A 12,961-nucleotide genomic window follows, 5' to 3' on the forward strand; every position below is an offset into this window, starting at 1 on the left:
CGCAGCCTACGATCGAACACGCGCCACATCCGGGCACCGCGTGCCCGATATCGGAAATTCCCGCCGGGAGCACGAAGCCCCCGACGGGAACGGGTCCGACAGGGAGACGCTCAACCGAGCTTGCCCAACCGAGATTGCTCAGCCCAGCTTGGTCAGCTGCGCGTCGACGATCTCCGTCGGGAAGGCGTAGTCCTTGCCGGAGGAGGCCGAGGCGAAGTTGACGGCGGGGACGTACGCGACGGTGCTGCCCTTGCGGACGACGACGGCCTTCATCGGCGCCTTCAGACCGGCGTCCACGGTCACCGTCAGGGCGAGCGCCTCGTCCGCTCCCTCGGGCGCGGGGGTCCTGGTCACCTTGAGGGCGTCGCTCTTGGTACCGGTCACGGTGTAGGAGAACCCGGCGGCGCACTTCTCGACGGAGGTGTTCAGGTCCTTCATGGCCTGCTCGGCGCCGCCGTCCTCGTAGGAGGCCAGCGTGATGACGGCCTGCGGGACATCCAGCTTGGCGAGGAACTGGTCCTCGTCGCTCGCCCCGGCGGCCGGCTTCGCGGCGTCGCCCTTCCAGGTCCGCTTCACCACGGCCGCCGGCTTGCCGACGTAGGTGGCGGACTGGAGGTACGCCAGCGGTGCGCACGCCGCGTCCTCCGTCGTCACCTTGGCCTGCGCGATGTCGTCCTTCGCCGGCACCTTCTCGGTGAGCGTCCCGCTCTTGACGTCCGCCTGCACGAGAGCGACCTTCGCCAACTCGGCGGCGGTGAGCGCCTTGGCGGCGGGCTTGTCGGCCTGGGCGGTCGTACTGTCGCCGTTCTTGTCCTCGTCGCTCTTCTCGTCACCGCAGGCGGTGACGAGAAGAGCGAGAGCCGCGGCGGAGGCAGCGAGGGCGGAACGGCGAACTACGGAGGTCCTCAAGGGAGAAAGCTCTTTCTCTTTGGGCTTTTCGGGAGATGCGCTTTACGCGCACTTTACTGACGAGATCCACAGAAAGATCATCGAACCCACATTCGAAACCCACTCGTGACATGTCGTGCCCCGCCCCGGCGTGACGCACTCCACCCCCCACCCCGTCCACACTCCCGTAACAATGGACTGTGATCTCTCCGGTCTCCCCGATGCCCCGGAGCGCCCACCGGCAGCGGCCGGAGGCGACTCCCTACGTCGATCTCACCCGTACCGAGTGGAGTGCGCTGCGCGACAAGACGCCCCTCCCGCTCACCGCCGAGGAGGTCGAGAAGCTGCGCGGTCTGGGCGATGTCATCGACCTCGACGAGGTGCGGGACATCTACCTCCCGCTGTCCCGCCTCCTCAACCTCTACATCGGCGCCACGGACGGACTGAGAGGCGCCCTGAACACCTTCCTGGGCGAACAGGGCACCCAGACCGGCACCCCGTTCGTCATAGGGGTCGCGGGCTCGGTGGCCGTGGGCAAGTCGACCGTCGCCCGTCTCCTCCAGGCGCTGCTCTCCCGCTGGCCCGAACACCCGCGCGTGGAACTGGTGACCACCGACGGCTTCCTGCTCCCGACCGAGGAGCTGACGTCCCGTGGCCTGATGTCCCGCAAGGGCTTCCCCGAGTCGTACGACCGCCGGGCCCTCACCCGCTTCGTGGCGGACATCAAGGCGGGCAAGGACGAGGTCACGGCACCCGTCTACTCCCACCTCATCTACGACATCGTCCCCGGCGAGAAGCTCACGGTCCGCCGCCCCGACATCCTGATCGTCGAGGGCCTGAACGTCCTGCAGCCCGCCCTCCCCGGCAGCGACGGCCGCACCCGCGTCGGCCTCGCCGACTACTTCGACTTCAGCGTGTACGTCGACGCCCGCCCCGAGGACATCGAGCGCTGGTACCTCAACCGCTTCCGCCGCCTGCGCGAGACGGCGTTCCAGAAGCCGTCCTCGTACTTCCGCAAGTACACCCAGGTGTCGGAGGAAGAGGCCCTGGACTACGCCCGCACCACCTGGCGCACCATCAACAAGGTGAATCTCCTGGAGAACGTGGCCCCCACGCGCGGCCGCGCCACCCTCATCATCCGCAAGGGCCCGGACCACAAGGTGCAACGCCTCAGCCTGCGCAAGCTGTAGCTGCAGCGAAGCGACCCGCCGCAACCCCAGGCACCCACACGCCGGTTACCCTGCCCCCATGCTCCACCTACGCCTCATCACCCCGGCCGTCGGCACCGACGACGTGGTCCGCCTGATCGAGAAGACGGTCGGCACCACCCACCTCGTCGTCCTCCCCGGCGCCGCCCGCAACCCCGCCGGTGACGTCGTGATGTGTGACGTGGCCAGGGAGGCGGGCGACGAACTCATCGCCGGGCTACGGGAGCTGGGCCTCGACGCGACCGGTTCGATCGCCGTCGAGAACATCGACCTGTCGCTCTCCAAGCGCGCCGACAAGGCGGAGGAGGAGGCGCCCGGCGAGGGCGCGGACGCGGTCCTGTGGGAGCACCTCGCGGAGGCGACCCACGAGGAGTCGACGCTGTCGATCACCTACGTCGCCTTCATCACGCTCGCCACGATGATCGCGGCCTGCGGTGTGGTCCTCGACAACGCGATCCTGATCGTCGGCGCGATGGCGGTGGGCCCGGAGTTCGGCCCCCTGGCCGGCCTGAGCACCGCCCTCGTCCAACGCCACCCGAGACTGGCGGCCCGCTCCCTGATCGCCTTGCTGGTGGGCTTCGCGGCGGCGATGGCGGTGACGGTCGGCTTCAGCGTCTTCATGGACGCCGTCGGCCTGTTCACCGAGACGAAACTGGAAGCCACGCGCCCCAACACCGGCTTCGTCTACGCCCCCGACTGGTTCTCGTTCGTCGTCGCGGTCCTCGCAGGCATCGCCGGCACACTCTCCCTGACCTCGGCGAAGTCCGGCGCCCTGGTGGGTGTGGCCATCTCCGTGACCACCGTCCCCGCCGCGGCCAACGCCGCCGTGGCACTGAGCTACGGCGACATGGGCCAGACCTGGGGCTCCACGAAACAGCTCCTCCTGAACCTCCTGGGCATCCTCCTGGCCGCCACCCTCACCCTCCTGGCCCAGAAATGGCTATGGAGCACCCAGAGAACACGGCCGAGCGCCCCATAGGGGCGCGGGGAACTGCGCGACAAGCCACAACGAGCCGGCAGCCCGCAACAAACAGCACCCCCCACCCCAAACCCGGCAACTACTACCCCAGCGCCGACTTCACGACATCCGCCAACCGCCCAGCCACAGACCGAGCCTGATCAATATCAGCAGCCTCAACCATCACCCGAACCAACGGCTCGGTCCCGGAAGGCCGCAACAACACCCGCCCCGTAGCCCCAAGTTCCCGCTCGGCCTCCGCCACCGCAGCCGCCAGCTCCGCGGAAGACCCCACCCGAGTCCGATCAACGTCCGGCACATTCACCAGCACCTGCGGCAACCGCACCATCACCGACGCAAGATCCCGCAGCGTACGACCGGTCTGCGCGACCCGAGCCGCCAGCAGCAGCCCCGTCAGCGTCCCGTCGCCCGTCGTCGCGTGGTCGGAGATGATCACGTGCCCGGACTGCTCGCCGCCCAGCGCGTACCCGTGCTCCTTCATCTCCTCCAGCACATACCGGTCACCGACCGCCGCCTGGATCAGCGACAGCCCCTCCCGCTCCATCGCCAGCTTGAAGCCCAGGTTCGACATCACCGTGGCGACAACGGTGTCCGCACGCAGCACACCCCGCTCCCGCATCGCCAGCGCGAGTACGGCCATGATCTGGTCGCCGTCCACCTCCGCACCGGTGTGGTCGACGGCGAGGCAGCGGTCCGCGTCACCGTCATGGGCGATGCCGAGGTCGGCCCCGTGTTCGAGGACGGCGGCCTGGAGCTTGCCGAGGTGGGTGGAACCGCAGCCGTCGTTGATGTTGAGGCCGTCCGGCTCCGCACCGATGGTGACGATCTCGGCGCCGGCCCGCGTGAACGCCTCGGGCGAGACCAGGCTGGCAGCGCCGTGCGCCTCGTCCAGCACCACCTTCAGACCGTCCAGTCGGTTCGGCAGGACCCCGACGAGATGGGTGACGTACCGCTCGAAGCCCTCGTCGTACGACCGCACACGGCCCACGCCGCCGCCCGTAGGACGGTCCCAGGGAGCGCCGGTGCGGTGCTCCTCGTACACGGCCTCGATCCGCTCCTCCAGCTCGTCGTCGAGCTTGTGGCCCCCGCGGGCCAGGAACTTGACGCCGTTGTCCGGCATGGCGTTGTGGCTGGCCGAGAGCATCACACCGAGGTCGGCGCCCAGTTCGGCGGTGAGGAACGCCACCGCCGGGGTGGGCAGCACGCCGACCAGCAGGACGTCGACGCCCGCGCTGGCGAGGCCCGCGACCACGGCGGCCTCCAGGAACTCTCCTGACGCACGTGGGTCCCGTCCGACCACGGCCACCGGCCGGTGGCCCTCGAAGGAACCCGCCTCGGCGAGTACGTGGGCCGCCGCTACGGACAGGCCGAGAGCCAGCTCGGCTGTCAGGTCCGCGTTGGCGACACCGCGCACGCCGTCCGTGCCGAAGAGTCGTCCCACTGGTGTCCTCCGAAGATGCTGGGAATGTGCGGCTCGTGCCGAGTGTCCATGCCGGACCTGGCTACGTATATCCCCTGTGCCTTTTTTCAGGCTGTAGGGAGCGTTCCTCAAACCTGTGCCGTAAGCCTCTGATAAGCAATGGCCCCGGTAAACGAACCGCCCCGACAGCACGAAGAGTGCCGCCGGGGCGATACGTACAGGACGTCCGATACGTGCGAGACGTCCGCGAACAGCGGAGCGATTAACGCTTGCTGTACTGCGGGGCCTTGCGGGCCTTCTTGAGACCGGCCTTCTTGCGCTCGACCGCACGGTCGTCACGACGGAGGAAGCCGGCCTTCTTGAGGGCGCCGCGGTTGTTGTCCACGTCGGCCTCGTTCAGCGCACGGGCCACGCCGAGGCGCAGGGCACCGGCCTGACCGGAGACACCGCCACCCGTGATGCGGGCGACAACGTCGTAGCGGTTGTCGAGCTCGAGCACCTTGAAGGGCTCGTTGACTTCCTGCTGGTGCACCTTGTTGGGGAAGTAGTCCTCAAGGGTGCGACCGTTGATCTTCCACTTGCCGGTGCCCGGGACGATCCGGACGCGGGCGATGGCGTTCTTGCGACGGCCCAGGCCGGCGGCCGGCTGCGGGTCGCCGAAGCGGCCGTCAAGGGCCTCCGCGTACTCGCCCTCGGCCACGGGGGCCTCGGACTCGGTGGTGTAGCTCTCGACGTCGGCGTTCTCGAACTCGGCGTCAGCGTTCTCGTCGAGCGGTTGCTCGACAGTGGTCTCGGCCACGATTCTCCTCAGAATTCTCTACGTCTTAGGGGGTGGCCGGAACTACTGCGCGACCTGGGTGATCTCGAACGGCACCGGCTGCTGGGCAGCGTGGGGGTGCTGGTCGCCCGAGTAGACCTTCAGCTTCGAGAGGCACTGACGGCCCAGGGTGTTCTTGGGGATCATGCCCTTGATGGCCTTCTCGACGGCCTTCTCGGGGTTCTTCGCCAGAAGCTCGTCGTAACGGACGGAGCGCAGACCACCCGGGTAGCCGGAGTGGCGGTACGCCATCTTCTGGGTCTTCTTGTTGCCGGAGAGGTGCACCTTGTCGGCGTTGATGATGATGACGAAGTCACCAGCGTCGACGTGGGGCGCGTAAATCGGCTTGTGCTTGCCGCGCAGGATGTTCGCGGCGGTGGTGGCCAGACGGCCCAGGACGACATCCTGGGCGTCGATGACGTACCACTGGCGAGTGATGTCGCCGGGCTTAGGGCTGAACGTACGCACTTCGTAGCCTTCGCTTCTTCAGTGGATAGGGCCTGACTCATGGCATCACTGAAGCGATCGTGCAGCTGGGGACGACAATCGCCGGGAACACCGCCCGTATGCCGCCCACTGGAAACTGCTCCAGGGAACCTACGTAAGGGCTTCTCGTCTGAGAACGACCAAGCCCATACGCATAACAAACGCCAAGGCTACCCGCGCTGCCCCGGACGGGTCAAAACGGGGTCGGGATCGCCGGGCGCGGGGGAGGCGCGGAGGGCGCGGGGGGACAGTCCGGGCCGGTGTGTGAGAAACCGCCCAGAACCCCGACTCCGTTGCTCCCGTGGCCCATGAGAAGCGTCTGAGACGCATCGGCACACGGGTTGCACGGCGTCTAAGATGCGCCCATGAGCTTTGGGCAGGGGGGACCTCAGTGGGATCCCTGGAAACCGAATACCCCGCAACAACCGTGGGACGACCAGAGCGGCCGGGCCCCGCAGCAGCCGTGGGGCGGCCAGAGCGGCGGCCAGGCCCCCGACTGGGCGGCGCTCGCCGACGCGTCCGAGACCCGTAACAGACGCCGCAGACTCCTGCTGATCGTCACGGCCGCCGTGGCCACCGTCGGCGTGGGCACGGCCGTCGCCATGGCCGTGGTCAATGCCGACGGCAACAACCAGGCCTCCAACAGGCCGACCTCCGGGCTGCCCGCCACCGCGGACATCCCCAGCGACACCGCCTCGACGGTGCCCTCGTTCGCGCCGACGAGCGCGCCGCCGCCGCTGGATCCGAAGGACTTCATATCCAGTGCGAAGAAGGACACGGCGGCGCTGAGCCCGGACACCCTCTTCCCCGGCACACAGCTGACGATGGGCGAGCGCCTCTACAAGAAGGGCCCGACCGCGGACACGGCGAACTGCGCGTCGGCGGCGAAGAACACGCTTCCGAAGATCCTCAAGGACAACAAGTGCACGCGCTTCCTGCGCGTCACGTACAGCAAGGACGGCGTCGCGGTGACGGTCGGCGTGGCCGTCTTCGACACCGAGGCCCAGGCCACGAAGGTCAAGGCCACGGCGGACAAGAAGAGCATCGTCGAGTCCCTCTCCGGCGGCGGCGTCCCGACGTTCTGCCGCGCGGCGATCTGCCGCTCGACCACCAACTCGTACGGCCGCTACGCCTACTTCACGATCGCCGGCTTCACCGACGGCAAGGACGTGACGACGAAGAGCACGGCCGTCTTCACCACGGGCGACGACCTCGGCGAGTTCGCCTTCCGCCAGATCAGGCGCCGCGGCGAGGCCCAGGCTTCGGCGGCCAGCCAGTAGCCCGCCCGGTACGCCCGGCACGCCCCGGAGTTTCCTCCTGCCCCTCGATGGCCGACGATCACTGATCGTCGGCCATCGCTGCGCGTGGGCCACCTGGCCCAGGTGGTCACGTCAGTGCACCTCGCCCCGCACCCGCCGGGCCTGCAGCTGCCGCTCGGCAAGCAACTCGTCCGCCGGATAGGCGACCTCTTCCAGGGTCAGCCCGTACGGCCGTACGACATGCACGGCACTGTCACGCACCCGCGCGTCGAGCACCCGCCGCGGCCACTCCACGCCCCGGTGCCCGTCGCCCACGAACAGCAGCGCGCCGACCATGGACCGCACCTGGTTGTGGCAGAAGGCGTCGGCGCGGACCTCGATCTCGACGATGCCGTCCAGCCGCCGGCGTACCCCGAAGTCGAGGACCTCGCGGACCGTCGAGGCTCCCTCGCGCTTCTTCGCGTACGCGGCGAAGTCGTGCTCACCGATCAGGGACTTGGCGGCGGCGTCCATGATGTCGACGTCCAACTCCCAGTCGTGCCACAGGACATGGTTGCGCAGCAGCGGGTCCACCCCGCCGGGCCGGTCGCCGACCCGGTAGACGTAACGCCGCCACAGAGCGGCGAACCGCGCGTTGAACCCGCCCGGCGCCTCGGCGGCCCGCCACACCCGCACGTCCTTGGGAAGCCGCCCGGCAAGCCGCTTGAGCAGCTTCTCCCGGTGCTCGTCCCACACCCTCACCGGCAGATCGACATGGGCGACCTGCCCCCGCGCATGCACGCCGGAATCGGTACGCCCCGCCACGGTCAGGTCGTACGAGGTCTCCCCCGACCGGGTCACCGTCCGCAGGGCCTCCTCGATCTCCCCCTGTACGGTCCTGCGTCCGCCGGCCTGCCTGGCCCACCCGGAGAACGCGGTGCCGTCGTAGGAAAGGTCCAGCCGCACCCGCACGAACCCGGGCTCTACGTCGTCGCTCACACAGAGATCCTCTCAGCAACACAAAAGCGGGCCCGCCCCGAAGGAACGGACCCGCTTTTACGAGACGAACGCTTACGCGTCCTTCGACTCCTCGGCCGACTCCTCGGCCGGAGCCGCGTCCTCGACGACCTCGTCGGACTTGGCCTCGACGGCCTCGTCCTTCTTGAGGGTGTCTTCCTTGACGGCACGCTTGGTCGCCGCCTCGGCCTCACCGGTGGCCTGCTGGGCCACGGTCAGAGCCTCCACCAGCTCGATGACAGCCATGGGCGCGTTGTCGCCACGACGGTTACCGATCTTGGTGATACGGGTGTAACCACCCGGGCGGTTCTCGTAGCGCGGGCCGATCTCGGTGAAGAGCGTGTGCACGATGCTCTTGTCCGTGATGACCTGGAGCACCTGACGGCGGTTGTGAAGGTCGCCCTTCTTCGCCTTGGTAACCAGACGCTCGGCGTACGGACGCAGCCGGCGCGCCTTCGCCTCGGTGGTCGTGATCTTGCCGTGCTCGAAGAGCGACTTCGCGAGGTTCGCAAGAAGCAGCTTCTCGTGCGCGGCACTGCCGCCCAGACGGGCACCCTTGGCGGGCTTCGGCATGATCTTTCTCCTTGTTGTCTGCCCCGGCCGTATCAGGTACCGAGGTCAGTATCCGAGCGGGCGGCTGCCCGTCGAAGATCCGAGCATTGCTCGGACTAGGGGCGCGAGGAACTGCGCGACAAGCCACAGCGCACCCGCACCCAAACCTTAAACCGTGAGTCCCGAGCCCTTAGTACTGCTCGGTCTCCACAAACCCTGCATCCACATCATCATCCGCGCCAAAGGCGTCCACCGCGGCGGTCGGGTCGAACCCGGGAGGCGAGTCCTTGAGCGCGAGACCCATCCCCGCCAGCTTCGCCTTGACCTCGTCGATGGACTTCGCACCGAAGTTGCGGATGTCCAGCAGGTCGGCCTCGGACCGAGCCACGAGCTCACCCACGGAGTGGATGCCCTCACGCTTCAGGCAGTTGTACGACCGAACGGTGAGCTCCAGCTCCTCGATCGGCAGCGCGAGATCAGCGGCGAGGGCGGCGTCCGTCGGGGACGGACCCATGTCGATGCCCTCGGCGTCGACGTTGAGCTCACGGGCGAGCCCGAACAGCTCCACGAGCGTCTTACCGGCAGAAGCCATCGCGTCACGGGGACGCATGGCCTGCTTGGTCTCGACGTCGACGATCAGCTTGTCGAAGTCGGTGCGCTGCTCGACACGCGTGGCCTCGACCTTGTACGTGACCTTGAGAACCGGCGAGTAGATCGAGTCGATCGGGATACGACCGATCTCCTGACCCACCTGCTTGTTCTGCACGGCGGAGACGTAGCCGCGACCGCGCTCGACGGTCAGCTCCACCTCCAGCTTGCCCTTGCCGTTGAGCGTGGCGAGGACCAGGTCGGGGTTGTGCACCTCGACACCGGCCGGCGGCGCGATGTCGGCGGCGGTGACGAGACCCGGCCCCTGCTTGCGCAGGTACATGACGACCGGCTCATCGTGCTCGCTGCTGACGACCAGCTGCTTGATGTTGAGGATGAGGTCGGTGACGTCTTCCTTGACACCCGGCACGGTGGTGAACTCGTGCAGAACGCCGTCGACACGGATGCTGGTGACAGCCGCACCCGGGATCGAGGACAGCAGAGTCCGGCGGAGGGAGTTGCCGAGGGTGTAGCCGAAGCCCGGCTCCAGCGGCTCGATGACGAACCGGGAGCGGAACTCGTCAACGACCTCTTCGGTCAGGGACGGACGCTGAGCGATCAGCATGTGGAAATCCTTCAGTCATGGACACCCGCTATTTGATGCCCGACTAGTACTACAAGGGTACGGGCGATACGGCTCCACGGAAATCCAAGGGAGCCATACCGCCCGAAACCTCAAACCGACGAACCGACAAACGCCCGTGCGTCAGACGCGACGGCGCTTGGGCGGACGGCAACCGTTGTGCGGGGTGGGGGTGACGTCCTGGATGGAGCCGACCTCAAGACCAGTGGCCTGGAGCGAACGGATCGCGGTCTCACGACCCGAACCCGGGCCCTTGACGAAGACGTCAACCTTGCGCATGCCGTGCTCCTGCGCGCGGCGGGCGGCCGACTCGGCGGCCATCTGCGCGGCGAAGGGGGTGGACTTGCGCGAGCCCTTGAAGCCGACGTGGCCGGCGGAGGCCCAGGAGATCACGTTGCCCGCGGGGTCCGTGATCGAGACGATGGTGTTGTTGAACGTGCTCTTGATGTGGGCGTGCCCATGAGCGACGTTCTTCTTTTCCTTGCGGCGCACCTTCTTGGCAGCGCCCTGACGACCCTTGGGGGGCATCTAAATCTCCTACAGGGAGGTGGTCGGTCCTACAGCGAAGACCGCTGATGAAGCGTTGTCCGCTGAGGACTACTTCTTGCCCGGCTTCTTCTTGCCGGCGATGGCGCGACGCGGGCCCTTGCGGGTACGAGCGTTCGTGCTGGTGCGCTGACCGTGAACGGGCAGGCCACGGCGGTGGCGAATACCCTGGTAGCAGCCGATCTCGATCTTCCGGCGAATGTCGCCCTGGATCTCGCGACGGAGGTCACCCTCGGTCTTGATGTTGGCGTCCACGTACTCGCGGATCGCGACGAGCTGCTCCTCGGAGAGGTCCCGAACACGGGTGTTCGGGTCGATGCCCGTCTCCGCCAGCGTCAGCTGGGAAAGGGTCCGGCCAATGCCGAACACGTAGGTGAGGGCGACCTCCACACGCTTTTCGCGCGGGATGTCAACACCGGAAACGCGTGCCATTCAATGGCTCCAGTTGTCGTTCGGAGGTCTTCCACAAAGCCGCTTCCCAGCTCGCCGTACGAGGTACGAACCGGGTCCCCGGCCTCCGACCGGGGGTATCAGATCTCTCGAAATCTCAAGACCTGGGCCCTGCGTATGAACATGTACTGCTCGCGTCGCGCGAATCTCTGCGGGTGCAGAGGGTGGGTCGTGCGTCAGCCCTGGCGCTGCTTGTGGCGCGGGTTCTCGCAGATGACCATGACCCGACCGTGACGGCGGATCACCCTGCACTTGTCGCAGATCTTCTTGACGCTCGGCTTGACCTTCATGGGGTGAGGTTCTCCGGGTCAGTTGCCGGCGGCCCCGCTGGTGCGGGACGTGGGCAAGATCTACTTGTATCGGTAGACGATGCGGCCACGCGTCAGGTCGTACGGAGACAGCTCCACCACGACCCTGTCGTCAGGGAGGATACGGATGTAGTGCATCCGCATCTTGCCGCTGATGTGTGCCAGGACCTGGTGGCCGTTCTGGAGCTCAACCTTGAACATGGCGTTCGGAAGAGACTCGACGACAGTGCCCTCGATCTCGATGGCACCTTGCTTCTTGGCCACGCTTCGCCCTTCGAATCGACTACCTTGATCGACTCCCTTGCGTTCCCCAGAGGGGCGCATGCGGACATGCGGGTGCACGAGAGCCGACGAGTCAGTCTACGTCAGCACACCCGGAAAGACGAATCGAGGAAGAATGCCCCACACCGGTGATCCTTAACCAGGACACCCCCCGGAGCCCCCAAAACGACCCCACGGACAGGGTCCAACCCCAGGCCCTCGGCCCCGCTGGTGCCCCGGTCGAGGTGCAGGGCCACATCCCCAGCGGGGTGAAGGGGATGCAGTCCCCGCCGGGGTGCAGGAACGGAGCCCCAAGAGGCGCACGCAGGCCCTACGGCCCGCCTGGACCCGAAGAGGGGCAGCCCCCGCCGGACCGCAGGGCCACACCCGAGCGGGGAGCATGGAGGCAGTGCAGGAGACCGCACCCCACCGGGGTGCAGAGGCCGCACCCCCAAGAGGGCACACGGGGCCCATGGGGCGCAACCCCCGCCCGGGGTGCAGGGGGCGGAGCCCCACCCGGAACCCTAGGAACCCAGCCCCACCGGGACGCAGAACCACACCCAAGCGGGGTGCAGGGGACGCAGTCCCCGCCCGGGGGCCAGGGGGCGGAGCCCTCTGGGCGGGGTTGAAGGGGCGGAGCCCCTGGGGATGGGACGGGTAGGGGCGGCGGGGGCGAGGAAACCCCCTACGCCAGCGGATCCGGCGCCGCAGTCACCCCAAGCTCAGCCAACTTCGCCGCCCCCCCGTCGGGAGACGTAAGCACCAACGGCCCCGCCTCAGTCAACGCCACCGAATGCTCCCAGTGCGACGACCACGTCCCGTCCGTCGTGATGACCGTCCAGTCGTCCGCGAGCACCTCTGTCTTCGGCGTACCCAGCGACACCATCGGCTCGATCGCCAGACAGAACCCGGGGACCAGCTTCGGCCCCTTCCCCCGCCGCCGCTCGACGTAGTTCAGCAGATGCGGGTCCATGTGCATCTCCGTACCGATGCCATGCCCGCCGTAGTCCTCGACGATCCCGTACCGCCCGCCACCCGCCTTGGGCTGACGCCGGATGTACGTCTCGATCGCACGCGAGATGTCGACCAGCCGGTTCCCCAGCTTCATTGCGGCGATCCCCGCCCACATCGACCCCTCCGTCACCCGCGACAGCTCGATCAGCTCCGGAGCGTGCCCCGACCCCACGAACGCCGTGTACGCCGCGTCCCCGTGCCAGCCGTCGACGATCGCGCCGCAGTCGATGGAGATGATGTCCCCGTCCTTCAGCACGACCTCGTCGGACGGGATGCCGTGGACGACGACCTCGTTGACGGAGGTGCAGATCGTGGCCGGGAACCCGCCGTACCCGAGGAAGTTCGGCTTCGCGCCGTGATCCGCGAGCACCTTCCGCGCGACCTGGTCCAGATCCTTCGTCGTGGCGCCCGGCACGGCCGCCTCACGAGTGGCCGCGTGGATGGCGGCGACGACAAGCCCCGCCTCGCGCATCTTGGCGATCTGCTCGGGGGTCTTGATCTGCACCATGGGAACTACGGCCTTTCCTGAACCGACCAGTCGGGGAA

Annotated in this window: 15 protein-coding genes; 3 read left to right on the top strand and 12 right to left on the bottom strand. The window is 67.7% G+C overall.

The window, feature by feature from the left end:
- Positions 1-138: 138 nt before the first annotated feature.
- Complete coding sequence (locus OG241_RS21685; RefSeq protein ID WP_405817181.1) at positions 139-909, bottom strand: hypothetical protein; 771 nt, start codon at positions 907-909, stop codon at positions 139-141.
- Between the two features lie 200 nt (positions 910-1,109).
- On the opposite strand from OG241_RS21685, the gene coaA reads away from it, so the two are divergent.
- Positions 1,110-2,078: a type I pantothenate kinase gene (gene coaA / locus OG241_RS21690; RefSeq protein ID WP_334594109.1), complete on the top strand. Its 969-nt coding sequence runs from the start codon at positions 1,110-1,112 to the stop codon at positions 2,076-2,078.
- Between the two features lie 58 nt (positions 2,079-2,136).
- Entirely contained in the window at positions 2,137-3,075 is a 939-nt protein-coding gene (locus OG241_RS21695; protein WP_405817182.1) for a DUF389 domain-containing protein, read from the top strand.
- 82 nt (positions 3,076-3,157) lie between these two features.
- Here OG241_RS21695 and glmM read toward each other — a convergent pair whose 3' ends face one another.
- The 3 genes from glmM to rplM all read right to left on the bottom strand — a co-directional run bounded on the left by glmM (position 3,158) and on the right by rplM (position 5,780).
- Positions 3,158-4,516, bottom strand: a complete 1,359-nt coding sequence (gene glmM, locus OG241_RS21700; protein ID WP_405817183.1) for a phosphoglucosamine mutase — start codon at positions 4,514-4,516, stop codon at positions 3,158-3,160.
- A 241-nt stretch (positions 4,517-4,757) separates the two neighbouring features.
- Positions 4,758-5,294 carry a 30S ribosomal protein S9 gene (gene rpsI / locus OG241_RS21705; protein WP_319090385.1) on the bottom strand — a complete coding sequence of 179 codons (537 nt, stop codon included), beginning with the start codon at positions 5,292-5,294 and terminating at the stop codon, positions 4,758-4,760.
- A gap of 42 nt (positions 5,295-5,336) precedes the next feature.
- Positions 5,337-5,780 carry a 50S ribosomal protein L13 gene (rplM, locus tag OG241_RS21710; RefSeq protein WP_006376008.1) on the bottom strand — a complete coding sequence of 148 codons (444 nt, stop codon included), beginning with the start codon at positions 5,778-5,780 and terminating at the stop codon, positions 5,337-5,339.
- A gap of 383 nt (positions 5,781-6,163) precedes the next feature.
- Between rplM and OG241_RS21715 the strand changes: the two genes are divergently transcribed.
- The gene (locus OG241_RS21715; protein ID WP_405817184.1) at positions 6,164-7,078 is read left to right on the top strand and encodes a hypothetical protein; all 915 of its coding nucleotides are present in this window, start codon (positions 6,164-6,166) and stop codon (positions 7,076-7,078) included.
- Positions 7,079-7,189: 111 nt separating this feature from the next.
- On the opposite strand, the gene truA is transcribed toward OG241_RS21715, so the two are convergent.
- The 8 genes from truA to map form a co-directional block, all read right to left on the bottom strand.
- On the bottom strand, positions 7,190-8,035 hold the full coding sequence (gene truA / locus OG241_RS21720; protein WP_405817185.1) for a tRNA pseudouridine(38-40) synthase TruA: 846 nt from the start codon (positions 8,033-8,035) through the stop codon (positions 7,190-7,192).
- Positions 8,036-8,107: 72 nt separating this feature from the next.
- Positions 8,108-8,626: a 50S ribosomal protein L17 gene (rplQ, locus tag OG241_RS21725; protein WP_405817186.1), complete on the bottom strand. Its 519-nt coding sequence runs from the start codon at positions 8,624-8,626 to the stop codon at positions 8,108-8,110.
- 169 nt (positions 8,627-8,795) lie between these two features.
- Positions 8,796-9,818 carry a DNA-directed RNA polymerase subunit alpha gene (locus OG241_RS21730; RefSeq protein WP_405817187.1) on the bottom strand — a complete coding sequence of 341 codons (1,023 nt, stop codon included), beginning with the start codon at positions 9,816-9,818 and terminating at the stop codon, positions 8,796-8,798.
- Between the two features lie 141 nt (positions 9,819-9,959).
- Positions 9,960-10,364 (bottom strand): 30S ribosomal protein S11, encoded by a 405-nt coding sequence (gene rpsK / locus OG241_RS21735; RefSeq protein WP_006376016.1) that lies wholly within the window; start codon positions 10,362-10,364, stop codon positions 9,960-9,962.
- Between the two features lie 69 nt (positions 10,365-10,433).
- Complete coding sequence (rpsM, locus tag OG241_RS21740; protein ID WP_006376031.1) at positions 10,434-10,814, bottom strand: 30S ribosomal protein S13; 381 nt, start codon at positions 10,812-10,814, stop codon at positions 10,434-10,436.
- Between the two features lie 194 nt (positions 10,815-11,008).
- A complete protein-coding gene (gene rpmJ, locus OG241_RS21745; protein WP_003998809.1) occupies positions 11,009-11,122 on the bottom strand; it encodes a 50S ribosomal protein L36 in 114 nt (37 codons plus the stop codon).
- A 60-nt stretch (positions 11,123-11,182) separates the two neighbouring features.
- On the bottom strand, positions 11,183-11,404 hold the full coding sequence (infA, locus tag OG241_RS21750; protein ID WP_003948620.1) for a translation initiation factor IF-1: 222 nt from the start codon (positions 11,402-11,404) through the stop codon (positions 11,183-11,185).
- A 682-nt stretch (positions 11,405-12,086) separates the two neighbouring features.
- On the bottom strand, positions 12,087-12,923 hold the full coding sequence (map, locus tag OG241_RS21755; protein WP_405817188.1) for a type I methionyl aminopeptidase: 837 nt from the start codon (positions 12,921-12,923) through the stop codon (positions 12,087-12,089).
- Positions 12,924-12,961: the final 38 nt, after the last annotated feature.

It is taken from the genome of Streptomyces sp. NBC_01390 (assembly GCF_045040105.1).
Taxonomy (GTDB): Bacteria; Actinomycetota; Actinomycetes; order Streptomycetales; family Streptomycetaceae; genus Streptomyces.

Bases quoted from the DNA above. Each gene is read 5' to 3' on its own strand.
- coaA (WP_334594109.1), top strand. From the start codon at position 1,110: ATGCCCCGGAGCGCCCACCGGCAGCGGCCGGAGGCGACTCCCTACGTC.
- OG241_RS21695 (WP_405817182.1), top strand. From the start codon at position 2,137: ATGCTCCACCTACGCCTCATCACCCCGGCCGTCGGCACCGACGACGTG.
- OG241_RS21715 (WP_405817184.1), top strand. From the start codon at position 6,164: ATGAGCTTTGGGCAGGGGGGACCTCAGTGGGATCCCTGGAAACCGAAT.
- rplQ (WP_405817186.1), bottom strand. From the start codon at position 8,626: ATGCCGAAGCCCGCCAAGGGTGCCCGTCTGGGCGGCAGTGCCGCGCAC.
- OG241_RS21730 (WP_405817187.1), bottom strand. From the start codon at position 9,818: ATGCTGATCGCTCAGCGTCCGTCCCTGACCGAAGAGGTCGTTGACGAG.
- rpsK (WP_006376016.1), bottom strand. From the start codon at position 10,364: ATGCCCCCCAAGGGTCGTCAGGGCGCTGCCAAGAAGGTGCGCCGCAAG.
- rpsM (WP_006376031.1), bottom strand. From the start codon at position 10,814: ATGGCACGCGTTTCCGGTGTTGACATCCCGCGCGAAAAGCGTGTGGAG.
- rpmJ (WP_003998809.1), bottom strand. From the start codon at position 11,122: ATGAAGGTCAAGCCGAGCGTCAAGAAGATCTGCGACAAGTGCAGGGTG.
- map (WP_405817188.1), bottom strand. From the start codon at position 12,923: ATGGTGCAGATCAAGACCCCCGAGCAGATCGCCAAGATGCGCGAGGCG.